This window comes from Mycolicibacterium sp. P4_G11 (assembly GCF_056555145.1).
The window spans coordinates 1-26,690 of record NZ_JBFUJW010000013.1 but is presented as its reverse complement, the minus strand read 5'-3'; the positions used below and the strand labels follow the sequence as shown (position 1 = coordinate 26,690).

The window sequence follows — 26,690 nt, the reverse complement described above, 5'->3', positions numbered from 1 at the left end:
GGACTAGTCGGGGATTCCCACCCCGGCGAGCGCGGGAACGGTGTCTTCGCGGTGCAGCAACGACCGGGCCGCGGCCGCGAGCTGCCCGAGCTTGTCGACGCTGGCCTGCATCTCGTGGCCCCAGATGCTGATGCCCTGGTGAGTCGTCGGCTTCCACGTCGATTCGTCGACGATCAGCGGATTCCAGCCGACCTCCCATTCGAAACCCGATGGCGTGACGGCATAGAACGACAGCTCGCGGTCGTTGGTGTGCTGACCGATGCCCAGCGCCATGTCGAATCCCAGGGCCCGCACGCGCTGGTAGCTGTCCGTCAGATCGTCGAGCTCGGCGACCTGAATGTTGAGGTGTTGCACACGGGTCCGAATCGGGTTGATGGGCAGCCGATTCACCGCTGCGATGGCCACGGAGTGGTGGCGCCGGTTGACCCGGAGAAACCGGATTTTGACCTTCACCCCGCTCATCGTCTCATCGATGAAGTCACTGAGCCGCGCATCGAGCAAGGTGTTGTAGTAGCCGCGCACCTCGTGCGGCCTGGTGCTCGTCACGGCCACGTGACCCAGTCCGAATTCGCCGGTGACGAAACCTTTTCCGGCGACGGACAGGTGGTCGCCGACGTGCGCCCGCGTGTACAGCTCCTGCGCCAGCCCGTTTGGGCCGGGTATCCGCACCAGGCGCTCGGCGCCGCGCAGCGCGGCTTCCTCGTCGCTCCCGACAGTGACCGGCACGCCGCAGCGGTGCACGCGCCCGAGAATCTCGTCGAAGGTCTCGTGATCGTCGACCTGCCAGCCGAGCGCGGTGACGTCCTCGGCCGGTCCGCGCCGCAGCAGGAACCGGCATTGTTGTTCGTCGAGCCGGAATCGGATGGCGCCGGTGTCGAGGTCATCGAGGTGCATGCCGATCGCGTCGCGGCCGAACCGCCGCCAGTCGGCGAACCGCTCCGTCTCGACCGCCAGGTAACCGAGCGACACATGACCGAACACGCTCATGGCTGGAATACCGTGTTGTCCGAGAGGAATTCGTCGACCAGTTGATTGAACAGGTCGGCGCGTTCCCACTGCATCCAGTGTCCGGTGCGGCTGGTCATGACCAGTTCGGCGTTGGGCATGATGTTCTGCAGCATGGGTCCGCCCGAGGGCCGGTTCACCTTGTCGTCGCGGCCCCACAAGATCAGCGTCGGCGTCTGCAGCGATGCCAGCCGCGAGTCGCGGGTCAGGTCCATGCGCCACAGTGTTCGCAGGGCAAACGGTCCGGACGGCCGGCTCAGCGGCGGATCGGCCACCACCTCGGGATCGATCGACGCGGCGTAGCGCAGATCGATCAGCTCGGCGGGCACCGAATCACCCTCGTAGACGAGGTAATTGCGGATGAACTCGGCCAGCTTCTCCCGGCTGGGGCCGGTGCCGCCGTAGTACGCCAGCAGGCTGTTCAGTCCGGCGGTCGGTAGGCCGCGCGTGGTGCCGATACCACCGGGTCCCATCAGCACGAGCTTGCCGACGCGGCCCGGGGTGTCCAGCGCCAACCGCAGTGCCGCGGCTCCGCCGTAGGAGTTGCCGATCAGATGTGCTGTGCTGATGCTCAATTCGTCGAGCAGTCCCCGCATCGTGTCCGCCAGGCAGCCGAAGGGATCGGACTTGTCGATGCCCTTCGATGAGCGCCCGTAGCCGGGCATGTCGGGGACGAGGACGCGGTGACGCTTGGCGAGCGCGTCGATGTTGCGGGAGTAGTTGCTCACGCCGGAGGCGCCGGGGCCGCCGCCGTGCAGCAGCATCACCGCCGGGCCCGAACCGGCCTCGGCGACAAAGATCTTCCGATTGCCGACGGTGACGGTGTGTTCGGTGAGGGTGGTGGTCATGCGTGCGCTCCTGTCAAGGTGGTGAGGTTCAGTCCGGCCGGCGGAGCCGGGAGTCGTTGTCCGGAAGAGGTTGCGGCGTAGATGAATCCGTCCGGCCGGAGTACGACGGCGTCGGCTTTGTGGTCAGCCAGCCACCGCACGAGGCCAGGTTCGGTCATCTGCAGAGCCGACGCGCCGGCCGCCGTCCAGGCCGCCGCCCCGACCGGCACGGCGCCGGTGTGCAGCAGCGTCCAGCGGCCGCCCAGCAGATCGTCCAGGGGCACACCGTCCACGGTGGGTTGCGGGATCTGCCAGCCCACCGCCGGATGCCCGCCCGCCAAGAAGCCGTCGTCGTAGTGGGCGTCCGGAATCCACCAGAACTTCTGACCCGCGGCGTTGGCGCCGGGAATCCTGGTCAGCGCCCGCACGACGTGGTTGCGGATGGCAGCCAGCCAGGGCCGCCGCTCGGTAATGACCCGGCCGACCAGAACCGCGCGCCGGGTGACCTCTGTGACGTGCGGCTTGCGTTCTGCGGCATAGGAATCCAGCAACGAGTCCGGCGCCTGGCCACGTAGGACGGCCGCTAGTTTCCAGCACAGGTTGGCGGCATCGCGTACGCCCGCGGACATGCCCTGGCCGATCCACGGCGGCATGGCGTGCGCGGCATCACCGGCCAGGAACACGCGGCCGACCCGCCAGCGATCCGCCACGCGCACGTGATGGCTGTAGACGACAGCGCGCAAGATCTCGACATGGTCGGGCGTGACGCCCTGCTCCCGCAACACCTTCCAGACGGTTTCGTCGCTGGTGAGGTACTTCTCGTCCTCCCCGCCCCTGGCGGGGTACTCCCACCGGTGATGCCCCAGCGGGGTCGGGCAGTCGACGGTCGGCCGCGCGGGATTGCAGTGAAACCGCAAACGGTCGTGGGCATCCCATTCCTTGATCACCTTGGTGTCGATGACGACCCAGCGCTCGCCGTAGGTGCGTCCGCTGTACCCGATGCCGAGCACCCCGCGCGTCGCCGACGAGCCACCGTCCGAGGCGATGACATAGCGGGCGGTCACCCGCTTGAACGTGTCGGTACGCAGGTCGGCGAGCAGCAGTTCAACATCGTCGGTCCGGTTGGCCACCCGCAGGCATTCGTGTTCCAGGAGGACCTCGACGTTGGCGAAACGCGCTACCCCTTCGCGAAGTACCGAGTCGACCGCCGGTTGGTACAGGAACTGCTGCGACGGGTGGCCGCACCCGCGGCCGTAGATGACCGTTTCGATGAACGGGCGGCCGTCGGCATCGACAAAGGCAACGGGGCGGCCCGGCAGCATGTCGCGCTGGAGTCGCTCCGCCAGCCCGACCGACTGCCACACCCGCAGCACCTCTTCGTCGGTGGAGATCGCCCGCGCCCGGCTGTAGATGTCCGGATCACGCTCGAGCACCAGGACCTTCAGGCCGAGCTGCCCCAGCAGGTTGGCGGCGGTGGCGCCGGTGGGGCCATACCCGATGACGGCGACGTCGTAGGTGTCTTCACTGCTCATTAGAGGCCTCCAGGGCTTGTTCTGTAGTGATCGTTACGGTAATGTAGTGATCGCTACAGAGTCAAGAGTCGGGAGCGAAAATGACCGAAGCACCCAAGGCGCGCCGGAAACGAGCCGACGGCGAACAGTCCCGTGAGCGAATCCTGGACGCCGCCAACGAGATTGCCTCCGAACGCGGTTACGAGGGCACAAGCATCGCCCTGGTCAGCAAGAAGTGCGGGCTCCCCGCCAGCTCCATCTACTGGCACTTCAAGGACAAGGACGACCTGCTGGCCGCAGTCATCGACCGCAGCTTCGAGACCTGGCTGCGCGTCTGGGAACTCCCCTCCGACGGCGAGCCGCGCGAACGCGTCATCGGCCTGGCCAAGCAGCTCGCGAAAGGTCTGCTCGACCATCCGGACTTCCTGCGCCTCGGGTTGATGCTCGCACTGGAGCGCCGGCCGGTGGAACCGCGAGCCCGTGCACAGTTCCTTCAGGCGCGATCGCAGGCCTCCGCGTCGCTCACCGAAGCACTCGGCGAGCTGGCCCCCGGCCTCACCGACGCCCAGGTCCGGCTGCTGGTGAACTACTCGATCGCCGGCGCTGACGGCCTGTTCATCGCCAAGGAACTGGGGGGTGATTCGGTGGACCTGCTCGAGTTGTTCGAGATGCACGCCAACGCCATGTACGACACGGCGATCCGGATGCTCGCCGAGAACGCAAGCTGATGTCGCTCACGGCCGATGACCTGCGCGCCGCAGCAGACCTGCTCGACACCGCACGCCTCAACCGGGTCCCGATCGCGCCGCTGACCGCGCGGTATCCCGCGCTGAGCGTCGACAACGCCTATGCCATCCAGAAGATCAACCTCGACCGACGGCTGCGCGTCGGCCACACCGTGGTCGGACACAAGATCGGCCTGACGTCCGAACCGATGCAAACGCTGCTCGGCGTCGATGAGCCAGACTTCGGTTACGTCCTCGATGACATGGTCGCTCCGGATGGAGGCAGGATCACGGTCGATCGGTTCTGCGCACCACGCGTCGAACCCGAGATCGCTTTCCTGTTGCACACGGCACTGCGCGGACCCGCTGTCACCGCCGACGATGTACGCGCGGCCACCGAAGCGGTGGCGGTGGCTCTGGAGATCGTCGACAGCCGCGTCGCCGATTGGCAGATCACCCTGCCCGACACCGTCGCAGACAACGCCAGTTCGGGAGCTGTGGTGCTCGGCGAATGGGTGCCCTTCTCCGCCGAGCTCGATCTGCCGAATGCCCGGGCGTCGTTGCGGCTCAACGACACCGAGATCGACACCGGCCTCGGGTCCGCGGTGCTCGGCGATCCGGCCACCGCGGTGGCATGGCTCGCCAATGCCCTTGCGCCCTACGACATCGAAATCGCCGCCGGCCAGTTCGTCATGTCGGGTTCGTTCACCTCGGCGGCATTCATTCGCCCCGGCGATCGGGCCGATGCCACCATCACGGGCCTCGGCACCGTGTCCCTCCACATCGACTAGAGGACCGGAAAACCCATGCAGCACAACCCAACCTGGCCGGTTGCCATCATCGGATCCGGCAACATCGGCACCGACCTGATGATCAAGATCCTGCGCAGCGACGGCCCACTGCGACTCGCGGCGATGGTCGGTATCGATCCCGACTCCGACGGCTTGGCCCGCGCCGCGCGGATGGGAGTGCCTACCACCGCGGAGGGCGTCGATGGCCTCCTGAAGATGCCGAACTTCAGGGACATCAAGCTCGTCTTCGACGCGACGTCCGCCGGCGCCCACCGCGCCAACTGGGCGCGACTGCAGCCAATGGGCGTGCGCATGCTCGACCTCACCCCTGCGGCGATCGGGCCGTACTGCGTGCCGGTGGTCAACCTCGACGAGCATCTCCACGAGCAGAACCTGAACATGGTCACCTGCGGCGGACAGGCCACCGTGCCGATCGTCGCGGCGGTCTCAGAATGCGGCATCGTGTCCTACGCCGAAATCGTCTCCTCCATCTCGGCGAAATCGGCCGGGCCGGGCACCCGGGCCAACATCGATGAGTTCATCGAAACAACCTGCGCGGCAATCCAATCGGTCGGTGGCGCGCAGCGCAGCAAGGCCGTGATGATCCTCAACCCCGCCGACCCGCCGCTACTGATGCGCAACACGGTGTACTGCCTGGTCGAAGGCGACGTTGACCGGGCCGCCGTCGAGCAACACATCGAGGCCATGGTGGCACGCGTCAACGCCTACGTCCCGGGCTACCGCCTCAAACAGCGCGTCCAGTTCGAGTCCTTCACGAGCGAAAACCCGCTCTACATCCCGGAAACCGGCAAGTTCTCCGGCGTCCGCGTCACCGCCATGCTCGAAGTCGCAGGCGCCGCCCATTATCTGCCCGCCTACGCCGGAAATCTCGACATCATGACCTCTGCCGCGAAGGCCACGGCAGAGACGATCGCCCATCACATTTGCGAAACTGCGGGAGCCACAACATGAGTCACGACCTGTACATCAGCGACGTCACCCTGCGGGACGGCATGCACGCCGTCCGCCACCAGTACAGCATCGCGCAGGCCGTCGCCATCGCCGGCGCCCTCGATGAGGCGGGCGTCGATTCCATCGAGGTTGCCCACGGCGACGGGCTTTCGGGCTCCAGCTGCATTTACGGCTTCGGCGCCCACACCGACATCGAATGGATCGAGGCCGTGGCCGCGGTGGTGCGTCACGCCCGGGTGGCAACCCTCGTGTTGCCCGGCATCGGCACGGTGCGCCAGCTCAAGGAGGCGAATCGAGCCGGCGCCACGGTAGTGCGAGTTGCCACCCACTGCACCGAGGCCGATATCTCCGCCCACCACATCGCGGCCGCCCGCGAACTCGGCATGGACACCGTCGGCTTTCTGATGATGAGTCACATGACCGACCCGCAATCGCTCGCAGATCAAGCCAAACTCATGGAAGGCTACGGAGCCACCTGCGTCTACGTCGTCGACTCCGGTGGTGCGATGACGATGCGGGACGTCGCCGACCGTGTCGACGCGCTACGCCAAACCATCAACCCGGCAACAGAAATCGGCATCCACGCGCACCACAACCTGTCGCTGGGTGTCGCCAACTCGTTGACCGCCGTCGAACACGGTGCGACCCGCGTCGACGCGTCACTGGCCGGGATGGGTGCCGGCGCCGGGAACGCGCCGCTGGAAGTCTTCATCGCGGCGGCCACCAAGCTGGGCTGGGAGCACGGCTGCGATCTGCATGCGCTGCAGGACGCCGCTGACGATCTGGTGCGACCGCTGCAAGAGCGGCCGGTCCGCGTCGACCGGGAAACCCTGACGCTCGGCTACGCGGGCGTGTACTCGAGTTTCCTGCGGCACGCGGAGATCACCGCCGAGCGCTTCGACGTCGACGCACGAACCCTGCTGGAAGAAGCAGGGCGACGCGGACTCGTCGGTGGGCAAGAGGACATGTTGGTGGACATCGCGCTGGACCTCACGCGCGCCGAAATCGCCTAGGCGACCAGCTCGACCAGCGTCGCGTTGGCGGTACCGCCACCCTCGCACATGGTCTGCAGACCGTAGCGAATCCCGTTGTCCCGCATGTGATTGATCATGCGCGTCATCAGCACCGCGCCGGACGCGCCGAGCGGGTGCCCCAGCGCAATCGCGCCACCTAGCGGATTCAGCGCCGCTTCCGATGCGCCGGTCTCCGCCAGCCAGGCCAGCGGTACCGGGGCGAACGCCTCGTTCACCTCGAACGCCCCGATCTCGTCGATGCGTACGCCCGTCTTGCGCAGCACCTTCTGCGTCGCCGGGATCGGGCCGGTCAGCATCAGCACCGGATCGGCGCCCGTCACCGCGCCGCCGACGTACCGCACCAGCGGGGTGAGGTCGAGCTGCAGCGCATTCTCCAGAGTCATCACCAAAAGTGCTGCCGCACCGTCGGAAATCTGCGAGGAGTTGCCGGCGTGGATCACGCCGTCGTCCTGGAACGCCGGCTTGAGACCGCCGAGCTTCTCGACGGTCGTCCCTCGCCGAATGCCCTCGTCCTCGTGCACCACACCACCGTCGTCGGTGAACACCGGAACGATCTGCGTGACGAACGCGCCCGAATCCTGTGCGGCCGCGGCGAGTTCATGCGACCGCGCGGAGTATTCGTCCAGCCGCGCCCGTGACAGTCCCCATTTCCTCGCAATCATCTCGGCCGAGATGCCCTGATTGAAATTGAAACCGTCATACCGGGCCAGCGCTTTCGGCCCGTACGGCTCCCCCGTCTGGCGGGCCGCGCCGAGCGGCACCCGGCTCATCACCTCGACGCCACCGGCCACCACGATGTCCTGCTGCCCCGACATCACCGCCTGTACCGCGAAATCCAGTGCCTGCTGGGATGATCCGCAGGCCCGGTTGACCGTCGTCCCCGGAATCGACTCGGGCCAGCCGGCCGCCAGCACCGACCAGCGGGCGATATTGCTGGACTGGTCGCCGACCTGCGAGACGCAGCCCCAGACGACGTCGTCGACGAGATCCGGTGCCACCCCGGATCGTTCCATCAGTTCATTGAGCACCACCGCGGACAGGTCGGCGGCATGCTGGCCGGCCAATCCTCCGTTGCGCTTGCCGACGGCGGTCCGCACGGCCTCCACAATGACGACTTCACGCATGGTCGCTCCCTGCTCCGTAGACATCTCCGATGGCACCGTCGGCTCGTAGGCCGGCAATATCTTCAGCGCTGTAACCCAATTCGCCGAGTATCACATCTGTGTGCTCGCCGAGGCCTGGAATTGCACCCATGCTCAGTTCGAGTCCGCTGATCACCGGTGGCGGCAACAAGGCCTCGATGGGGCCGTTGGGCGTGCTGACCTGACGCCACCGATCACGGGCCTGCAGGTGCGGATGCGCGATCACTTCACTGGGCCGGTTGTACCGCGAGTTGCCGATCCCGGCCTGGTCGGCGATCCGCTGAATATCCTCGAGATCGCGCTCTGCGCACCAGGATCCGATGGCTGAATGGAGCTCGTCGCGGTGCGCGCAGCGATCCGAGTTGCTTGCGAAGCGGGGATCCGCGGCGAGGTCGGGCCGGCCGATGATCTCCAGTGCCAGCCGCTGCCATTCCCTGTCATTCGTGGTGCCGAGCACCACGGTCTGACCATCCCGGGTTCCGAAGGCGCCATATGGCGCAACGGCCGGCGACGCCATGCCGAGCGGCTGCTGGTTCACGCCGGAATGCTGGGTGTAGGTCAGCGGGTAACCCATGATGTCGGTCATCGTGTCGAACAGGCTCACGGCGACCGACGGTGCCGGGCCGACCGACACGCCGCGGGCGCGGCCCAACAGCAGCGCCATGATCGACAGCGCCGAGTAGAGGCCCGTGCTGATGTCGGCGACGGGTGGACCGGGTTTGGCGGGCATCTCCGGAAAGCCGGTGGCGGCGCACGATCCCGACTCCGCTTGCACCAGAAGGTCGTACGCGCGTTTCTGGGAAAGGGGACCACCCGGGCCGTAGCCGTCGATTTCGACGGGGATCACCTGCGGGTGCCGCTTGCCGAGTTCCTCGGGGGACAAACCCAATCGCGCGGTGGCGCCGGGCGCCAGGTTGGAGACGAACGCGTCAGCGCCCTCGATCAGTTGGTGCAGGACCGCAATGCCTCTGTCGGACTTGAGGTTCAGGGTGATCGACTGCTTGCCCCGGTTGGCCCAGACGAAATGTGCGGCCTGGCCCAGCACCACGTCGTCGTAGTCGCGGGCGAAGTCGCCGCCCTGGGGATTCTCGACCTTGATCACCCGGGCGCCGAAGTCGGCCAGCACGCGCGTGCACATCGGCGCGGACACCGCCTGCTCCATCGCGACGACGGTGATCCCGGCCAGCGGCAGCGACGACGCTTCGGTCACACCCTCACATAACCATGCCGCCGCCGGCCGGCGCGCTGCGGGCCGCCCACTCAGGAGTCCGACGCACAGGTCACATCGACGTAGACGTTGTTGATCATGCGGGTGTCAGCGCGCTGGGTCGGGTCCGCCGCATTCGGCAGGCCATGCACGTCGGTCACCGTGCACGCCGACAGCGGTGCGCTCGGCGCGCCATCGACCTGCACGTTGTAACCCTCGCTGCGCAGTGTGGACACGACGTCGGCGCCGTTGTTCCCGGACACGCTGGAGGCCTGCGCCGGGCCGGCGGCCGTCAGGGCGGCGACTGCCAGAGCTGCGGCGGTGGTGGAGATCAGTGCGATCTTCCTGGTCATCTCGGTTCCCTTCAAGTTGAGGTTCTGACGGCTTCCAGCCTCGAATCGGCCGACAAGGGTTCCCCGGAGGAACGATGAAGATTCGTTAAAGAACCCGCCGCCGACCAGGCCAACCGGTCGACCAGGCCGCCACGCGGGTGCACCATGAGCAGGTGAACGGCACCGAACCCACGCCGAGCCTGCGCGCGCTGGTCGTCGACGACGAGACGGCGCTGGCCGACGTCGTGGCCAGCTATCTCAAGCGCGAGCAGTTCGAGGTGCGCGTCGCCGCCGACGGCCCGTCGGCCCTGGTCGCGGCCCGCGAACTCGACCCCGACGTGGTGATCCTCGACATCGGTCTGCCCGGGCTCGACGGCATCGAGGTATGCCGCCAGCTGCGGGTGTTCTCCGACGCGTACGTGGTCATGCTCACCGCCCGCGATACCGAGATCGACACCATCGTCGGACTGTCGGTCGGCGCGGACGACTACGTCACCAAACCGTTCAGTCCCCGCGAGCTGGTGGCACGGATCCGCGCCATGTTGCGACGCCCCCGGCGCAATCCCGATTCCGTGCCGGCGACAGGAACACCGCCCCGCGTCTTCGGGGATCTGCACATCGACACCGACAGCCGCCAGACCTTGCTCGGTGGCGCGCCAATCATGCTGACCCGCACCGAGTTCGATGTGCTGGCGGCCCTGTCGTCACGTCCACGTCAAGTGTGGACGCGGCACCAACTGTTGGAAGCCGTGTGGGGCGAGTCGTGGTTCGGCAACGACAACGTCGTCGACGTCCACGTCGGGCATCTGCGGCGCAAGCTCGGCGACAACTCGGCCGAGCCGCGGTATGTCACCACGGTGCGCGGTGTCGGTTATCGAATGGGAGAAGGCTGATGGCCCAGAATCATCCGCGCAGCAAGCACGGAATCCGGAGCCGCCTGCTCGTCACCAATGCGGTGGTGGTTGTCGCGGCGATCGCCACCACGACCACCGTCGCCCTGATCATCGGCCCGCCGATGTTCCGGCAGGTGATGCAGGACGTGCTGGTTCCCGGCCGCACCGGCCCGCACCCCTACGAGCATGTGTTCCGGCAGGCGACCGCCGTCTCGGTGGGCATGTCGCTCGCCGTGGCCGCGACCACCGCGCTGGCGCTGAGCTGGTATTTGAGCCGACGGATGCACCGGTCGACTGCCGAGCTCGCCGCCGCGGCGACCGCCGTGGCCGACGGGAACTACGACATCCGAGTCTCCCCGCCGCATCTGGGCACTGAATTCGACGCCATCGCAGACGCTTTCAACACGATGGCCGAGCAGCTGGGCTCCGTCGAGACGACCCGTCGCCAGCTGTTGGCCGATCTCGCCCACGAGCTCCGCACGCCTGTCTCCGTCATCGACGCCTATCTCGAGTCGATCGAAGACGGCATCCATCCTCTGGATGCGACCACCATCGGCGTGCTGCGCGACCAGACCCGACGGCTCACCCGACTCAGCTCAGACGTGCGGGCACTGTCCGATGCCGAGCGCGACATGGCGCTCGTCGACACCGAGTCCGTCGCCCCGGCGACGGTGATCGCTGCTGCCGTCGACGCGTTCGCAGCTCCGTATCGCGCCAAAGGCGTTGCACTGACGTCGGATATCGCTCCGCGCTTGCCGGACCTCTGGGCCGACCCGCAGCGGCTCGACCAGGTGCTGGCCAATCTGCTGACCAACGCGTTGCGACACACTCAAGCCGGCGGCACGGTGCGGGTGACGGCAACATCGGTTGGCGGATCGGTGCAGATCAAGGTCTGCGACGACGGCGACGGCATCGCCGCCGAGCATCTGCCGCGGCTGTTCGAGCGGTTCTACCGGGCCGACTCGGCGCGCGACCGGGCACATGGCGGCTCTGGCATCGGGCTGGCGATCGCCAAGGCGCTGGTCGACGCCCACCATGGCCGCATCACGGCGACCAGTACCGGCGTCGGCACCGGCGCGACCTTCACCGTCGAATTGCCGAGCCGCGCAACGTCGTTCGCCGGTTCACGCGAGTCCTGATCCCGACGCCTCTGTACGACAACTAGCCCGGATAGTTCGGGTAGTTGGGGTGCGGCGGGTAGCCCTGGTTGGGATATCCAGGCGGTGGGTAGCCCGGGTACCCGGGCGCCGGGTAACCCGGATAACCCTGCTGTGGGTAGCCGGGGTAACCCTGTTGCGGCGGCATGGGATACGACGGCCCTGGCCCGGCGCTCTGACCGCGGCCGTTCTTACTGCCTCGGCGGCGGCGCAACGTCACAACGATGAACACCACGAGGCACGCCACCCCGAGCACGACGAAGACGACGATGGGCCACGACCAGCCATTGGGCGGCGCACTCACCCGGATGTTGTTCACGCCGGGGCATCGAACGGTCACCGGCCCGCGGTCGCGCGGCAGCTCTCCCACCACGCGGTAAGTCTTGCCCCTGGAGAAGAAAAGGCGCCGCTTGCCACCGAATTTCTTCTCGGGATGCGCGCCGGCGAAGGGCGCCAACGACTGCGTCTTCCCATCAGATGTCGTTGCCGTACAACGAATGTTCGATTGCGATTTTTCGAGATACACGACGTAGCTGCTGTCGGTGGGCGTCACCACGCCACCTGATCTGATCGATACCCCCGGCTCGCTCTTGGAGCCCAGAAAGACCATCACCGCCAGTGCCAACATCCCGAACCCGAACAGCGTCCCGATCACTCTGCCGATCGGGCTACGTCCCCCTGTACTCCCCATGCCCCGATTCTCACACGCGCCCAACGCCCGGGCGGCAGGAGTTCGTCAGCGTTCATTGCGGCTGATCTTCTGCTGCACGCCGGTCAATCATTTCGATCAGCGTCTCGATCGCCCGATTCGCACGACGCCGGTCGCCGGTCAGCAGCAGATCGATCTGCAGGCCACGCACCTGCGCCAACAACACGGTCGCGAGGGTGTCGGCATCTTTGGGCGAATAGCCGATTCGCAGCAGCTGTGCCGAAATGACGTTGAGCCAATCGTGGATGCTCGCCTGCGCCAATTCGGCAAGGCGACCGCCATCTCGACTTGCGCGACCTACGACCTCGAAGAGCAGGGCGAACTGCCGCTGCTCGGCCGGGTCGCATAGCCGTTTCCACGTCGTGCGCAATAGCTGCGAGGCCGGACGGCCGGGACGCAGCTGGTCATCGCGTGAAAGCTGATCGGCGAAGTCCGACCTGATCTTGGCGATGACCTGCAACAGCAGATCCTCCTTCGACGCGAAGTGTCGCAGCAACGTGGCGTGCGTGACCCCCAGTGCGCGGGCCATGTCGCGCAGCGACAAGTCACCGATTCCGTTGTCGAGTACGTACTCGGTAGCGGCAGCCAGTAGTTCAGGCCGTCGGTGCTGATAGCGGAGCGTGCGTCCGTCCACTCGACCTTCGTCCGCCTCCATGCCAGGGCCTCGCTTTCAGATAGCCGTACCAAATGGTTGTCCTAACCAGTTGGTACGGCTATGTTAGTCCCACCGACGCCAAATGAGAGGTTGACATGGCCGACCACACTCCGTCCTCGCTCATCGAGCTGGGCTTGTTCACCGGAATTCCGCAGCACGACAACTTTTCACGGGTGCCCGAACTACTTCCCACCAGCAAGATGTCGCCGTCATCGGCTCCATACGATTGGCCGGCAACGGATCCGATCGAGCTTCCAGAGTGGTACGTGCTCAACGGAGAACGTAGGTCGGTACAGGACTTCCTCACCCAAACGGACACCGCTGCGCTGTTGATTCTTCACGACGGCGCCATCGCACATGAGTGGTACGGACTGACCGGTGGACCAAACGTCCCGTGGATTTCGATGTCTGTGGCCAAGAGCGTCATCTCGGCCCTCGTCGGGATTGCGGTTGAGGACGGCCACATCTCGAGTATCGATCGACCCATCGGTGACTACATCCGCGTGACGCCCGGCTCTGCGTACGACGGCGTCTCGATCAAGGACGTGCTTCAGATGTCTTCGGGCGCAAGGTGGAACGAAGACTACAACGATGCAGAGTCTGACATCTTCCGGTTGGCCGCCGCGATGAGCGAAGGCGGAACACTCGAGGAATTCGTCGCAACCATGGTGCGCGACAACGAACCCGGGAACATCTGTCGCTACAACTCCGGCGATACCCAGGCGCTCGGAGCACTGGTAGTCAGTGCGACCGGCCGTTCGATCACCGACTACATGCAGGAGAAGCTCGTCGAGCCGCTCGGAATCAGTTCGCCCACATACTGGTTGGTCGACTCGACGGGCATGGAGGTGGCATTCGCGGGCCTCGTCATGACCGCGCGAGACTACGCGAAATTCGGTGAGCTGTATCGCAATGGCGGCCGATGGCGAGGTCAGCAGGTAGTTCCCGCGTCATGGGTGGCGGCGTCACTGACGGCCGATGCCGCACATCTTCAGCCGGGACGTCCGATCATCGGCAGCCATCCGCTCAACTTGGGTTACGGCTACCAATGGTGGCTGCCTGCCGGGGATTCCGGCGAGTTCAGCGCAATCGGCGTGTACAACCAATTCGTCTACGTCGACCCGATCAAGAAGACCGTCATCGTCAAGCTGTCCGCGAACCGCAGGTACGGCACGAGCGACGACGAGTCCACCAACCGCGAACTCGAGACCGTCGCATTCCTCCGCGCACTCATTGGCGCACCAGCGCACTGACCCAAATCGAGACGGCCAACCGCACCTGGCAATGTCTGAAAAGGCTATGAATCAATTATGAAATTGACATGGCGAACATTATGCGTCGCGTATGAGTATCTCGACGCGCGTTCGATCCTGGCTAGAATTGAATTTGAGATAAAGGCAGATAAACGGTTTTAAATGCTCGAGAGGAAATTGAAGTGTTGGGCGGCAGTATTGCCAAGAGCGTCGTGGTTGTGTCCGTAGCGATCGCGTTGAGTGTGGGCTCGGGGGCGCCGGCACTGGCTGCGCCCGAGGTGCAGGCATCGGCCCAGGCCACGATCAGCGATCTGGAAGCACGAGGACTGCGGCCGATACTCAACAAGGTCGGTAACGCACCCATCGAGCAATGTACGGTCATCGCGGTGCGGGAGGGCACTGCTGTCAAGCACTCCTGGATACAGCGCGGCCCGACCGGGAACGTCGGCAATCTCATTCGCTATAAGACTGCGTACGTTGATCTCATGTGCAATCGATAAATGATGCCGACGGAGTATCTGAGCCACAATTTGCAGGTAAATAGTTGAATCAACGGTCCGGTGATTGCCGCGCGGCCCCTGAGCCTGCCGCGACGTCACTCCCCCGTCGACCACGATCTGCGTCCCGGCGAATGACGCCTTGGGCGACACGAGGAACGCGACGGCCGCCCCGATCTCGTCGGGTTGCCCCAGCCGGCCCGGTGGCGCTGCCTCATCGGCGCGCGGAGACATCCCATTACGCCGCGGTGTCAGGATAGAAAACAGGTAGCGATCTACTCAGTCCTGATCACCCCGGAAGGCGCATCCTGATTACGGCCACCATCTGATCAGCGCCGAGCGTCGCGGGAGACAAGCCCATGAGTCACGCCACACATGCAGCGTCATCAGACCGCGAGCGGCTGACCGCCAGTGACTTTCAGTCGCTCGGTATCCGCGATCTGCTGGATGCCCGCGACCAGTTTCACGTACACCTCGCGCACAAACCGAACGTCTTCTCCACCGCGATCGGGCGCTACCTGATTCGTGACACCGACCCTGACGTACATGAAACGAGCTGCGGTCCGCTCGACGCTCGCGCGCGCAAAGCGCCAGAGCGCACCCTCCTCAACTCCACAACTCGGGATTGGTCGTGGCCATGCGTCCTGGTGTTCGTGAAGCGGTGGCAGACCCTCGACGATCTGATCGATCATCCCGAGGATGTGGTGCCCCCGTTCATTTACCTGCCAGATGGGCGCATTGTTCCGGTGTGTGTGGTCCTCGCCGAATCCACCGCTCTTCCATCCCCCGAGCTCGACCCGAGTCGACTCGCGGCTGAATCGCTCGGCGTCGGCTCACCCATCTACGTCGATGCACAGGGCATGCGGCGCTTGGGCACCGCCGCCTGCCTGGTTTCGGATGGCAGCGACGTCTACGTCCTCACCAACACGCACCTCGCCGGGGTGGTGGGGCGGCCCGTGAGAGCTTTGTTGCGAGGTGCTCCCGTCACCGTCGGAAGCACCCTGGGTGCGCCCCATCTGGCGGAGCGCACCTTCTCGGACATCTACCCGAGCCTGCCGGGCCGGGACGCTGTCGTGAACATCGATGCCGCGATCGTCCGGCTCGACGATGCCGGAATCTGGGAGACAGACGCCCTCACTCAGCCGATCGGCGACGTGACGGACTTCAGCGCGAGCACCGCCGCGCTCTCCTGGATCGGGCGACCGGTGGTCGGCCAGGGTGCTGCCAGCGGCGAAATGCGCGGAGAGATCAAGGCCCTCTTCTATCGATACAAGTCGATCGGCGGGCGCGACTACATCGCCGACTTCGTCATCGGTGCGCGATCCGACGACTCGGGCCCGCTGGTCACACAGCCCGGTGATTCGGGGTCACTTTGGTGCCTCGACGGAGTCGTGGAGCCTGGCGTGCGCTCGCCGTTCGGGCTGGAGTGGGGTGGTCAGCGGATCGGCGCGGATCCCGCCGCCGGCGACTTCCTCCAGTTCTCGCTGGCGACGTCCATGGCGGTGATCCTGCGGGAGCTCAATCTCGATCTGGTCGCCGGACCCACCACGCAACGCATCCAGTACTGGGGGCCGGTGGGGCACTTCAAGATTGGCCAACAGGCCTGCTTCCTGGTCGGAAACCCGGCGTTGCGGAAGTTCTTCACGGCCAACATCAACAACCTCAGTTTCCGTAGCGACGACCAACTCAAACTCGCGACGCATCTGCAGGCCACGAAGTTCGTCCCGCTCAGCGATGTGCCGGACGTGGTGTGGAAGACGAACATCAACCGGGCCAAGCCAGAAGTCGCACGGGCGATGGAGAATTGGAACCACTATGCCGATGTCGACCTCCCCGGAGCCGACGGCAACTCGTTGATGGCGAGCTATGCGGCCGACGAGGACTCGCTGAACTACAGCAACTGGCTGAGCTTCTACCAAGACGCGCCGGTGCCCAGCGCATCGACGGCGCATTCCAATAACCAAGGGGCGCTGCCGTTCCGGGTCTGGCAGATCGTCGCTCAGATGGTGAAATTCGCGAAGAACGATGCCGGCGCCAGTTTTCTCGCTGCGGCCGGCTGCCTGGCGCACTATGTGGGCGACGCGTGCCAGCCCTTGCATTCCTCGCAGCATTCCGACGGATTGAACGGGGCTTCGACCGGCGTGCATGCCACCTACGAGGACAACATGGTGGACGCTCATGCCGACGACATCGCGAATGAGATCGGCAACGTCATCAAGAACCTGAAGTTCACTCCACGCGCGATCCACAGTCCGCGCGACGCAGCCAAGGCCACCATGGATTTGATGATCTTCGCGCAGACCACACTGCCGCCTCAGACGATCTGCCAGACCTACAACCACGTGCATCCAGGAGCTACCCACGACACCAGCAACCCGGCGGTGTTGAACGCACTCTGGGCGAAGTGTGGAGACCGGACCATCGAAGTCATCGCGGCGGGCGCGGTGACGCTTGGCGCACTCTGGTCCGCCGCATGGAAGCTATCCGGCGCGCCCAAGGACTCGCCTTGGCTGACAAAGGTTTACGACGGCACCAAGGACTTGATGCCGGTCTATGAAGACAAGAACTTCCTGCGGTCCCTGCACCTCAAATATCTGGGGCAGGACGATCTGCCGGGATCCGACGCTCCGAAGAATCCGCCCCCGCCGCCCGGCAGTCCTGCCAAGAAAGCTGCGAAGAAGGTTGCCAAGAAGGCCCGTTGACTCACCCTGCCGCGCTCTCCCCACCACTTCGCGCTGGGAGCTGTCATCATGCGCTGACACTGTCAACGCATGATGACAGCTCCGGATCGCACACACCTTAGGTAGAGCCGACACGCCCGGATTGCTGCAACCGACACCATCGGATCAGGCCGAGTCAGCTCCGTGAGGGTGTGAATACGCCACGGAAGCGCATGTCCCCAGAGACGAGGCGGTCGTATGCGTGGGTCGCTTCATCGAGAGCGAAGGTCTCCACGATGGGTTTGACTTTGCCGGTCGCAGCGAGTTTCAGGACTTCACTGAGCATGTGCAAACCACCGTGAGTGGACCCGATGACTCGCTGTCGCATCATGTGGAAGGGCACCCCCTGCGAGGAGATGCTGAACGGGTGGTTGAAATCCAACCCACTCAGCACGACCCGCCCATCCACACGCAGGCCCGTCATCGCATCTTGGGCGGCAGCAAAGGAATTGGTCGTGACCAACAAGACGTCCGCACCGCCGCGGGCACGCAGTTCTGTTCCGTTCGCCACGACGTCGTCGGCACCCAGCTGCACGGCCAGATCGTGTTTGTCGGCAGAGTGTGTGACAGCGATAGTTTCGAACCCGCTGGCTTTGGCCAGTTGCAGCGCAACATGTCCCAGGCCCCCGATGCCGACCACGGCGATGCGCTCGTGCGGTTGCGGCGCGGCGTCGCGCAGCCCGCTCCATGTTGTGTACCCAGCACACATCATGGGCGCCGCAGCTTCGTACGACAGCCCGTCAGGCAGTAGCACGGTTCCCTCAGCAGATAGCGCCACGTATTCGGCGTGACCGCCCTGGGCGGAGAAGCCCGACGTACGCGGGGCTACACAGTTCATTGCCGTCTGTCCGGTCAGCGGCCGGCATTCGAGGCAATACTCGCAGCGGCCGCACGCTGACTGAACCCAGGTGGCACCGACGCGGTCGCCGATCTGCCGTGTTCGCACGCCAGCGCCAACCGCAACGACCTCGCCGACAATTTCGTGCCCGGGCGTTTGAGGGTAGATATCGCCGCCGAAACCCTGCGTGGCCCACGCATCGGTGAAGCACATCCCTGATGCGTGCACCCGCACCAGGATCTGGCCGGGTTCCGCTTCGGGTGTCGGAACGTCTCGAACCACCCACGGCTGGTTCTCACCGGTCATCACGACAGCCTTCAATGCATGCTCCTTACGTTGCGAATCCAAACTGAACGAACGAGTCACCGCTGGTCAGCGCAGGTAGTACCGGCAATCCTCACTGCAGGCAACCCACCGCACCCCGACAACCACAGCGCTGAAAGCTATGCGGCCAACCGCATGCATCGCCTTCGAATTCTCACTGGGTTGCGAAATGCACACGGCCGACAGATCGGCCGGACGTGTCACCATCGGACGACGCGTGATGCCCTCCATGACGTGGTTTTGACCTGGTTGCCGACCCATCGCTAGGTTGGCTGCGTTTGGGACGGTGTCCTAGATCGATGGACACCCGCGATCGCGAAGTTCCAGCTATCGCAATACACGTGGGTCTGGGAGGCTTGATCCATGGCGAGTGTTGAATTCGCGTTTGTCAGTCAGCATCTGAGTGGATCAGCTGACTGCGAATTTCATCAACCGCACCACGTGGTCATGGTCTACCGCCATGGACACGTCCTCGCCAAGGAGTACGAGGTCGAGGACATGGGCGGGCGCCGCGTCGAGACGCCGACCGCCGGCAGCACATGGGTATTGCCTGCCGAACGACGCGGCGCCGCAATGGCCCGCGGCAACTCCGAAGCACACTATTGCCAGTTGACCGTTCCGACGTCCGCCTTGGGACCCAGTCCTTTGCAGCCGACCGTCGGGCCCGATCCTCTCCTCTACGCGCTCGTTCAGCGCATCCATGAGGTGAGTGGTCGGACCGACGTGGCTGCCCGGTTGTTGCACGAATCATTAACTGAGACAGTGCGGTTACACCTTCGGGATCAATACACGGCGTCCCCTGCGGTCCAGATCACCGACTCTCCCAGGGAACTAGACCAGGCAGCAGTCACCGCGCTGCGCGAATACCTCAATGACAGCCTCGACTCCACGCTCAGCCTTCAGGCGCTGGCGCAGCTCGTCAATATGCCGATCAACCGGTTCACCGCAGCTTTCAGCGACGCCTTCCACACCACCCCACACCAATACCTCATCACTCAACGCATTTCGCGAGCCAAGAAACTACTCACCACCAGTACCCTGACAGTCACCGAAATCAGTGCAGCCCTTGGATTCTCGACACCGAGCCACTTCGCCACCACGTTCAAAGACCGGGTGGGAATCACCCCGACCCAATACCGTCAATATGGGTGACGGTCTCCGACGCCCTGACCACCCCGGAAGCCCCGTAGACCTGCCGAGATTTGCTGTCGGAAACCCGCCCATATCCCCGATAAACTCTGCTGCGGGGGCACTACTTCATCGCAACGGGGGAATTTCGTGGCAGGTCCTTTCGGGTCGTCGCACGGCCAGGCGCAGCCAGCAAGCGCCGGGCCGAGCCACTATCAGCAGCAGCCACAGCCGCAACACACGTATCCACCTCCGCAGCAGGTCCCGATCTTCCAGGTGACCACCATGCGGCACACCGGGGCGTTGGTCTTCTGGTTCAACCAGCGCTACGTGATCACCGGCACGTACGCCCAATGCCAGGCGGCCTTGCGCAGCGCGCAGATCCACAACGTGGCCTTCGGCTGGTGGAGCCTCCTGTCGATCCTGATGATGAATTGGATTGCGATCAGCAGTAATTTGATCGCCCGCAAGAAGCTCAACTCCGACGCGCAGCAAGCGCAGGCATACGCCCAGTGGTGGTACCAGTACATCGGCCCCGGCCGCGCCTGAAACGCGCCTGGGATGCAACTTCCGGGACCAAGCCACCACCAACACTGAACTGACGCAAGCACGAGGGAACAGTGGCAAAACGATCAGCGGTCAAGAAAGCGTGGGACGACGCACTGGCGCCGGCGTGCCGCGCTCGCGGGATGCGTTTCGTCAGCGCAGCAGGATTCGTCGTCGACGACGTCTACATCACCGAATTGTTCTACCCGCAGGTCTTCCATCCCGACAAAGACCTCAACATGGTGCGGATTACCTGGACGGTCGAGATCAAGCCGCTGGCGGTCGACGAAATCCTCTGGGCAGCATTCCTTCCCGACGTCCCGATGGGCCCGCGGATGCGGATCAACCGTCGCATCAATGGGGCCTTCAAGGTGCAGCCGCTACGCATTGGTCAGGGCTCGCGTGACGTCCCAGCCGACCAACAGCCGGATTGGGATCCGGTGCTCGATGAGTTCGGCCGCCTCCGCTCCGAGTTCATTGCCGCGCATCCTTCGCCGGCGGACTACGCATCGGCATTGGCCCAGGGCGACGGTATCGCCCCGAACCGAGCCCTCACCCGTACGGTGACCGCACTGATCGCGGCCGGCCGCAGCGACGATGCGGCACAGATCGCCGAGGAGGCGATCGCCCGCGGCGAAAGTGGCGGAATGTCCTCGACGGTCGATGTCCTCAAATACCTGGCTGCCTACGCGAAAGGCCCGGAGCCATATGCGGCGTTCACCGACAGCCTCACACCTACCCACGACTACCAGGTCGTGTGCGAGTCGCAGCGCACCATCTCCAGCGATCTGATCCGCGGGCATCATCGGGGCAGAATCAGTCACCACTTGTCGAGCATGAATGGCTCCGATCCATGGGCGGTGGTCCTCAGCGCACGGCCGCCCACCGGCGTGCCGGCGGACTTCTCGACGTCTCGGTACGTGCAGGCCGCAGGCACCGCTGACGCGATGAAGATCGAATATTGCCAGCCTGGCGGCGCCGAGATCGGTGCAGTATCAGTGCGTTCGGTGGTCGGTCACCCACATTCCGACCCCGCAGCACTCGATGTTGACATCGTGCTCCCGCGCAGTGTCGAAACCGTCACCCGCCATGAGGTCTTCACCGCACGGGAAGCAGCCGAGATGTTCGAGAGGTTCTACCGGACCGACACCATCGGCGACGGCTACGTGCTGCGGGCGGTCGAGGGGTATACCGCTGACGGCGGACACATCGACCTGCAGTCGCGATGAAGCTGTGTCGTCGCGGGGAGGTAGCCAAACGCCGCTAGGCGTGCCGCGAGGTCACTCCCCCGTCGACCACGATCTGTGTTCCGGTGATGAACGACGCCTTGGGCGACATGAGGAATGCGACGGCCGCCCCGATCTCCTCGGGCTGCCCCAGCCTGCCCAGCGGCGCCGCCGACACGAATGCGGTTTTGACCTCGGGAACCGCCAGCGCGTCGGCCAGCATCGGGGTTTCGATGAAGCCCGGGCACACGGCGTTGACGCGAATTCCCAACGGCCCCAACTGGCCTGCCATCGACCGGGTCAGCCCCAACAGCCCGGCCTTGGACGCGCAGTACGCCGGAATGAACGGATTGCCGACCAGTCCCTCGATGCTCGAAATCCCCACGATCGCCGGCGAAGCACCGGCGGCCAGTGCCTTCTCGAAATGCGGCAGCAGCAACTGAGACAACAGCGCCTGTGCGCGCAGATTCACGTCGACGACGGCGTCCCAGGACTCCACGGTGAACATCCCAACCGGTTCCGGCAGCACGCGGCCGGCGGCGTGGACCAGGCCGTCGATGCCGTCCATCGCCGCGGCGGCCTGCTCGACAGCGGCGGCCATGGAGCCGGTGTCACTCACGTCGACGACGACGCCGTGTGCCCCAAGAGATTCAGCCACCGCCACCACCCGCGGCGAAATGTCGAACAGCGATACCGCGCGTCCGTCGGCGATCAACGCCTTGGCCGACGCCAGGCCGATACCCGATGCACCACCGGTAACCACCACACCACTCATGTCAGACCTCATTCACTCAATACGCTCCACTGCGTAGCGGAATAACCGCCGTCCCGGACACTACGCGATACCGCCCCGCGCCAGCGTTTCAAATCCCGAATTCATAGCCACTCATGGTTGGCTCGAAGGGTCATGACGAAACGTATTGCGCTGCTACTGACCTGCACGCTGTTCCTCGGCACCACCGGATGCTCGATGTTCGACAGCCCCGAGCCCGAGGACGCCTTCAACGCGTTTGCTGATGCGTTGCACCGCAAGGACTCCAGCGCTGCAGCCAAGGACACCACCGACGCCGCCGCATCCGAACCCGCCATCAAGTCGATGTTCGATGGCATGGGCAAAAACGCCACGCTCGACGTCAAGGCCACTGCCGGCGAGGGCGACAACAAGTCGACCGCCAAACTCGCCTACACCTGGTCCTTCGGACCTGGTCGCGAATTCCGTTACGACACAACGGCAATCGCCACGAAGGTCGGCGAGGACTGGAAAATCCGCTGGGCCCCGGCACTTTTGCACGCCAAACTCCGGCAGGGCGGCACATTCCAGTTCAGCGAAGACAAAGCGCTGCTGACGCCCGTCGTCGACCGCAACGGCCAGCCGCTGCTCAACTGGCAGACCGTCGGCGTCATCACCCTCAGCCGCGACCACCTCGACTCCGCCGCGGCACTGGCTCCGGTGGTTGCCCGGTTCGACGGCACCATCACCGCCGAGTCGATCGCAGGCGAGTTCAACGGGAATCAGGACGACCGCGTCACCGTCGTCAAACTCCGCGAGGCCGACCTCGCCCAGGTCGCCGACGAGCTCACCCAGATCCCCGGCGTCACCGTCACCAAGCAGGGCGCGCTGCTGACCGCCGACCCGAACCTGCACTCGCCCGCCATCAGCGGACTGCCCGAGGTCTGGCAGAAGACCATCGACGCGACCGCCGGCTGGTCGGTCGACCTGGTCGACGATCAGGGCCAGCCCACCGACGAACTCGCGAACAACGGCCCCGCCGACACCAAACCCGTCCGCACCACCCTGGACCCGCGCCTGCAGCTCCTCGCGCAGCATGCGGTGGCCATCGATCCCCGCCCGACGGTCCTCGTCGCCATCGCACCCAGCACCGGCGCGATCCTCGCCGCGGCCCAGAACGACGCCGCCAACGCGCAGGGGCCCATCGCCTTCACCGGCCTGTACCCGCCGGGGTCGACGTTCAAGACCGTCACCACCGCGGCCGCCCTGGAGAAAGGGCTCGCGACCGCCGACACCCCCGAGCCCTGCCCGGGCACCGTGACCATCGAGAACCGGACCATCCCCAACGAGGACAAGTTCGACCTCGGCACCGTCCCGCTGGCGCAGGCGTTCGCGCACTCGTGCAACACCACCATGGGCGCGCTCGCTGACAAACTCCCTGCCGACGCGCTGCCCAACACCGCCAAGACCCTCGGTATCGGCGTCGACTTCGTCGTCCCCGGCATCACCACGGTGACCGGCAAGGTGCCCAATGCCGACACGCCCGCCCAGCGCGTCGAGAACGGCATCGGCCAGGGCACCGTCACCGTCAGCCCGTTCGGGTTGGCGGTCGCTGAGGCCAGCCTGGCGCACGGCTCGACCATCACGCCCACGCTGCTGCCCGGCGAGCAGACCACGGCCAGCACTCCGTCGGCACCGGTCGACAAGCCGACCGCCGACGCCCTGCGCGCCATGATGCGGCTGACCGTCACCGAGGGCACCGCGACCGCCCTCAAGGACATCGACGGCCTGGGCGGCAAGACCGGGACCGCCGAATTCGGCGACAACACCCACTCGCACGGCTGGTTCGCGGGGATCGACGGGGACCTCGCATTCGCGACGCTGGTGGTCGGCGGAGATTCGTCAGCGCCCGCGGTGGCCGTCAGCGGGGACTTTCTGCGTGCCGCGCTGGCCGGATAACGGCGTGCCAATTTCACCAACCGGCCCGGTACTTGGGATTCTGGGCTGATGCGGGTTGACGGACGCGAGGTCGCGGTCTCGGGCAGCCTGCTGCAACCGATCACCCGCCGGACCAACGACATCCTGCGACTGGTGGCGGCGTCGGCCTTCCTGGTCACCGTCGTCACCAGCTCGCTGATCACCCGCAACGACTGGGTCCGGCTGGAACGGTCGGTGTCGCGGATCGTCGGCGTCCTGACGCCGACCCAGTCGAACCTGGTCTACATCGCCTACGCCATCGCGATCCTGGCGCTGCCCTTCGTCATCCTGCTGAGCCTGCTGGTGACAAAACAGTGGAAACTGCTGGGCCCCTATGCCGCCGCCGGGCTGATCGCGGTGCTGTCACTGTCCATCAACTCCAACGGCATCGCCGCGCCGAACTGGCACTTCGACCTCTCCGACCGCCTCAACACCGTCTTCTCCCAGTTCCTCGACGACCCGCGCTGGATTGCACTGCTGGCCGCGGTGCTGACGGTGTCGGGTCCCTGGCAGCCGGCCCGGCTGCGCCGCTGGTGGTGGACGCTGCTGCTGGCGTTCGTGCCGATCCACCTGGTGGTCAGCGCCATCGTGCCAGCCCGGTCGCTGCTCGGCCTGGCCGTCGGGTGGTTCGTCGGCGCGCTGGTGGTTCTGGTCAGCGGCACCCCGGCGCTGGAAGTTCCACTGGCCGGCGGGGTCCAGGCGCTGGCCCGCCGCCAGTTCGAGGTGTCGGCGCTGACGGTCATCCGGCCGGCCGGCACCGGGCCGCTGGTCCTCAGCGCCGATTCGGCCGACGGCACCCGCGCCGTCGTCGAGCTGTACGGGCCGAACCAACGCGTGGGTGGTGCCATGAGCCAGCTCTGGCGCAAGATCACGCTGCGCAACGACGAGACCGCTCCCCTGCAGACCTCGATGCGCCGCGCCGTCGAACACCGCGCGCTGATGACCATCGCGGTCGGCGACCTCGAGCTCGCGAACACCCGGACCGTGGCGCTCGCGGCGCTCGACCGCGGCTGGACGATGTTCGCGCACACCCCGGCGTGCGGGGTGCCGCTGACCAACGAGACGCCCGTCGCCGACGTGTGGCAGGCGCTCAACGCGCTGCACCACCACCAGATCTCGCACGGCGACCTACGAGCCTCCGAGATCACCGTCGACGACCGCACGGTGGTGTTCGGCGGGTTGGGCAACGCCGAGTACGGGGCCTCGGATGTGCAGCTGCAATCCGACATGGCGCAACTGCTGGTGACGACGACCGCCATGTACGGCGCCGAGCCCGCGGTGGCGGCGGCCATCGAGCAGTTCGGCGAGGACACCGTGCTGACCGCGTCGCGCCGGCTGACGAAGTCGGCGATGCCGCTGCGGCTACGGGAGTCGCTGCCCGATTCGCGCGCCGTGATCACCGCGGCGCGCGACGAGGTGAAGCACCAGACCGGCGCCGACCGCATCCAGACCGAAACCATCACCCGCTTCACCCGCAACCAGGTCATCCAGCTGGTGTTGATGATCGCCCTGGTCTACGTGGCCTACCCGTTCATCAGCACGGTGCCGACGTTCTTCTCCGAGCTGCGGTCCGCCAACTGGTGGTGGGCGCTGCTCGGGCTGGCGGTGTCGGCGCTGACGTACGTCGGGGCGGCGGCGGCGTTGTGGGCCAGCGCGTCGGAAGCCGTGAGCTTCAAGAATTTGACCATCATGCAGGTGGCCAACACCTTTGCGGCGACGACGACGCCCGCCGGCGTCGGCGGCCTGGCGTTGAGCACCCGGTTCCTGACGAAGGCCGGGCTCGGCGCGTTGCGGGCGACGGCGGCGGTGGCGCTACAGCAGTCGGTGCAGGTGCTCACCCACGTGGCGCTGCTGATCTTCTTCAGCGCGGCCGCGGGCGCGTCGGCCGATCTGTCGCATTTCGTCCCGTCGTCGACGGTCCTCTATCTGCTCGCCGGTGCGGCGCTCGGTGTGGTGGGCACGTTCATGCTCGTGCCGCGAGCGCGGCATTGGCTCGGTACGTCGGTGCGCCCCCGCCTGACCGAGGTGTGGGCCGACCTGGTCGCACTGGCCCGCCAACCCCGGCGCCTTGGGTTGATCATATTGGGTTGTGCCGCAACGACTCTGGGTGCGGCGCTGGCCCTGTGGGCGAGCGTCGAGGCCTTCGGCGGCTCGACGTCGTTCGTGACGGTGTGCGTCGTGACGATGATCGGTGGGACGCTCGCGTCCGCGGCGCCGACACCCGGCGGTGTGGGCGCCGTGGAGGCCGCACTGATCGGTGGCCTGGCCGCGTTCGGGCTACCCGCGGCCGTCGCGGTGCCGTCGGTGCTGCTCTACCGGGTGCTGACGTGCTGGCTGCCGGTGTTCATCGGCTGGCCCGTCATGCGCTGGCTGACCGAGAAGGACATGATCTAGGACGCCTGTCGCCGGCGTGTCGTCGTCGGGCGTGTCGTCCTGCCTTGTGAGACATACGATCTGGAAGCGTCAACTTTCCCTGACGCGTCAGGGAAAG

24 protein-coding genes and 1 pseudogene are annotated in these 26,690 nt (G+C 65.7%); 14 read left to right on the top strand and 11 right to left on the bottom strand.

The genetic code is table 11. The annotated features are described in order from the left end of the window. Positions 1-3 precede the first annotated feature (3 nt). Genes AC1U2B_RS24800 through AC1U2B_RS24790 form a run of 3 tightly spaced genes read right to left on the bottom strand, consistent with a single transcriptional unit; the run spans position 4 to position 3,364 of the window. Positions 4-987 carry a VOC family protein gene (locus AC1U2B_RS24800; RefSeq protein ID WP_480218881.1) on the bottom strand — a complete coding sequence of 328 codons (984 nt, stop codon included), beginning with the start codon at positions 985-987 and terminating at the stop codon, positions 4-6. After that, positions 984-1,853 carry an alpha/beta fold hydrolase gene (locus AC1U2B_RS24795; protein ID WP_480218880.1) on the bottom strand — a complete coding sequence of 290 codons (870 nt, stop codon included), beginning with the start codon at positions 1,851-1,853 and terminating at the stop codon, positions 984-986. Before AC1U2B_RS24795 ends, AC1U2B_RS24800 begins: the two co-directional genes overlap by 4 nt. After that, positions 1,850-3,364, bottom strand: a complete 1,515-nt coding sequence (locus AC1U2B_RS24790; protein ID WP_480218879.1) for a bifunctional 3-(3-hydroxy-phenyl)propionate/3-hydroxycinnamic acid hydroxylase — start codon at positions 3,362-3,364, stop codon at positions 1,850-1,852. The genes AC1U2B_RS24795 and AC1U2B_RS24790 overlap by 4 nt, the downstream gene beginning before the upstream one ends. Before the next feature lie 80 nt (positions 3,365-3,444). Here AC1U2B_RS24790 and AC1U2B_RS24785 point away from each other — a divergent pair, with 80 nt between their 5' ends. From AC1U2B_RS24785 to dmpG, 4 genes are read left to right on the top strand one after another with little or no spacing between them, the layout of a single operon-like run. Continuing rightward, positions 3,445-4,071 (top strand): TetR/AcrR family transcriptional regulator, encoded by a 627-nt coding sequence (locus AC1U2B_RS24785; protein ID WP_480218878.1) that lies wholly within the window; start codon positions 3,445-3,447, stop codon positions 4,069-4,071. Beyond that, positions 4,071-4,859: a 2-keto-4-pentenoate hydratase gene (locus AC1U2B_RS24780; RefSeq protein ID WP_480218877.1), complete on the top strand. Its 789-nt coding sequence runs from the start codon at positions 4,071-4,073 to the stop codon at positions 4,857-4,859. Before AC1U2B_RS24785 ends, AC1U2B_RS24780 begins: the two co-directional genes overlap by 1 nt. Before the next feature lie 15 nt (positions 4,860-4,874). Beyond that, the gene (locus tag AC1U2B_RS24775; RefSeq protein WP_480218876.1) at positions 4,875-5,831 is read left to right on the top strand and encodes an acetaldehyde dehydrogenase (acetylating); all 957 of its coding nucleotides are present in this window, start codon (positions 4,875-4,877) and stop codon (positions 5,829-5,831) included. Beyond that, positions 5,828-6,844, top strand: a complete 1,017-nt coding sequence (dmpG, locus tag AC1U2B_RS24770; protein ID WP_480218875.1) for a 4-hydroxy-2-oxovalerate aldolase — start codon at positions 5,828-5,830, stop codon at positions 6,842-6,844. Before AC1U2B_RS24775 ends, dmpG begins: the two co-directional genes overlap by 4 nt. On the opposite strand, the gene AC1U2B_RS24765 is transcribed toward dmpG, so the two are convergent. The 3 genes from AC1U2B_RS24765 to AC1U2B_RS24755 are packed head-to-tail and all read right to left on the bottom strand — an operon-like array spanning position 6,841 to position 9,567. Then, on the bottom strand, positions 6,841-7,989 hold the full coding sequence (locus tag AC1U2B_RS24765) for a thiolase family protein (protein ID WP_480218874.1): 1,149 nt from the start codon (positions 7,987-7,989) through the stop codon (positions 6,841-6,843). The genes dmpG and AC1U2B_RS24765 overlap by 4 nt on opposite strands. Further along, complete coding sequence (locus tag AC1U2B_RS24760; protein ID WP_480218873.1) at positions 7,982-9,217, bottom strand: CaiB/BaiF CoA transferase family protein; 1,236 nt, start codon at positions 9,215-9,217, stop codon at positions 7,982-7,984. Before AC1U2B_RS24760 ends, AC1U2B_RS24765 begins: the two co-directional genes overlap by 8 nt. A gap of 50 nt (positions 9,218-9,267) precedes the next feature. Further along, a complete protein-coding gene (locus AC1U2B_RS24755) occupies positions 9,268-9,567 on the bottom strand; it encodes a hypothetical protein (protein WP_480218872.1) in 300 nt (99 codons plus the stop codon). 137 nt (positions 9,568-9,704) lie between these two features. On the opposite strand from AC1U2B_RS24755, the gene AC1U2B_RS24750 reads away from it, so the two are divergent. Beyond that, entirely contained in the window at positions 9,705-10,439 is a 735-nt protein-coding gene (locus AC1U2B_RS24750; RefSeq protein WP_480218871.1) for a response regulator transcription factor, read from the top strand. After that, positions 10,439-11,578, top strand: a complete 1,140-nt coding sequence (locus tag AC1U2B_RS24745) for a sensor histidine kinase (RefSeq protein WP_480218870.1) — start codon at positions 10,439-10,441, stop codon at positions 11,576-11,578. The genes AC1U2B_RS24750 and AC1U2B_RS24745 overlap by 1 nt, the downstream gene beginning before the upstream one ends. A 22-nt stretch (positions 11,579-11,600) precedes the next feature. On the opposite strand, the gene AC1U2B_RS24740 is transcribed toward AC1U2B_RS24745, so the two are convergent. Together AC1U2B_RS24740 and AC1U2B_RS24735 are read right to left on the bottom strand one after the other, a co-directional pair. Next, the gene (locus AC1U2B_RS24740) at positions 11,601-12,287 is read right to left on the bottom strand and encodes a hypothetical protein (RefSeq protein WP_480218869.1); all 687 of its coding nucleotides are present in this window, start codon (positions 12,285-12,287) and stop codon (positions 11,601-11,603) included. Between the two features lie 52 nt (positions 12,288-12,339). Further along, a complete protein-coding gene (locus AC1U2B_RS24735) occupies positions 12,340-12,960 on the bottom strand; it encodes a TetR/AcrR family transcriptional regulator (RefSeq protein WP_480218868.1) in 621 nt (206 codons plus the stop codon). A gap of 95 nt (positions 12,961-13,055) precedes the next feature. Between AC1U2B_RS24735 and AC1U2B_RS24730 the strand changes: the two genes are divergently transcribed. Further along, positions 13,056-14,213 (top strand): serine hydrolase domain-containing protein, encoded by a 1,158-nt coding sequence (locus AC1U2B_RS24730; protein ID WP_480218867.1) that lies wholly within the window; start codon positions 13,056-13,058, stop codon positions 14,211-14,213. Between the two features lie 218 nt (positions 14,214-14,431). Continuing rightward, positions 14,432-14,713 (top strand): hypothetical protein, encoded by a 282-nt coding sequence (locus AC1U2B_RS24725; protein ID WP_480218866.1) that lies wholly within the window; start codon positions 14,432-14,434, stop codon positions 14,711-14,713. A gap of 105 nt (positions 14,714-14,818) precedes the next feature. Here AC1U2B_RS24725 and AC1U2B_RS24720 read toward each other — a convergent pair. Then, positions 14,819-14,944: pseudogene (locus AC1U2B_RS24720) on the bottom strand (SDR family oxidoreductase); the annotation flags it as partial. Between the two features lie 125 nt (positions 14,945-15,069). On the opposite strand from AC1U2B_RS24720, the gene AC1U2B_RS24715 reads away from it, so the two are divergent. Then, positions 15,070-17,412: a Nal1-like putative serine protease gene (locus tag AC1U2B_RS24715; protein ID WP_480218865.1), complete on the top strand. Its 2,343-nt coding sequence runs from the start codon at positions 15,070-15,072 to the stop codon at positions 17,410-17,412. Positions 17,413-17,566: 154 nt separating this feature from the next. Here AC1U2B_RS24715 and AC1U2B_RS24710 read toward each other — a convergent pair whose 3' ends face one another. Further along, positions 17,567-18,589 carry an alcohol dehydrogenase catalytic domain-containing protein gene (locus AC1U2B_RS24710; RefSeq protein WP_480218864.1) on the bottom strand — a complete coding sequence of 341 codons (1,023 nt, stop codon included), beginning with the start codon at positions 18,587-18,589 and terminating at the stop codon, positions 17,567-17,569. 450 nt (positions 18,590-19,039) lie between these two features. Here AC1U2B_RS24710 and AC1U2B_RS24705 point away from each other — a divergent pair, with 450 nt between their 5' ends. From AC1U2B_RS24705 to AC1U2B_RS24695, 3 genes are all read left to right on the top strand, one after another. Then, the gene (locus AC1U2B_RS24705) at positions 19,040-19,744 is read left to right on the top strand and encodes a helix-turn-helix domain-containing protein (protein WP_480219025.1); all 705 of its coding nucleotides are present in this window, start codon (positions 19,040-19,042) and stop codon (positions 19,742-19,744) included. Positions 19,745-19,870: 126 nt separating this feature from the next. Continuing rightward, positions 19,871-20,269, top strand: a complete 399-nt coding sequence (locus AC1U2B_RS24700) for a hypothetical protein (RefSeq protein ID WP_480218863.1) — start codon at positions 19,871-19,873, stop codon at positions 20,267-20,269. Positions 20,270-20,340: 71 nt separating this feature from the next. Further along, on the top strand, positions 20,341-21,495 hold the full coding sequence (locus AC1U2B_RS24695; RefSeq protein ID WP_480218862.1) for a hypothetical protein: 1,155 nt from the start codon (positions 20,341-20,343) through the stop codon (positions 21,493-21,495). Positions 21,496-21,529: 34 nt separating this feature from the next. Here AC1U2B_RS24695 and AC1U2B_RS24690 read toward each other — a convergent pair whose 3' ends face one another. Continuing rightward, positions 21,530-22,267, bottom strand: a complete 738-nt coding sequence (locus tag AC1U2B_RS24690) for an SDR family NAD(P)-dependent oxidoreductase (RefSeq protein WP_480218861.1) — start codon at positions 22,265-22,267, stop codon at positions 21,530-21,532. Between the two features lie 132 nt (positions 22,268-22,399). Between AC1U2B_RS24690 and AC1U2B_RS24685 the strand changes: the two genes are divergently transcribed. Continuing rightward, positions 22,400-24,181, top strand: coding sequence for a penicillin-binding transpeptidase domain-containing protein (locus AC1U2B_RS24685; RefSeq protein WP_480218860.1), 1,782 nt, complete (start codon positions 22,400-22,402; stop codon positions 24,179-24,181). A 48-nt stretch (positions 24,182-24,229) separates the two neighbouring features. Beyond that, positions 24,230-26,593, top strand: a complete 2,364-nt coding sequence (locus AC1U2B_RS24680) for a lysylphosphatidylglycerol synthase domain-containing protein (protein WP_480218859.1) — start codon at positions 24,230-24,232, stop codon at positions 26,591-26,593. The last annotated feature ends 97 nt before the right edge of the window (positions 26,594-26,690 follow it).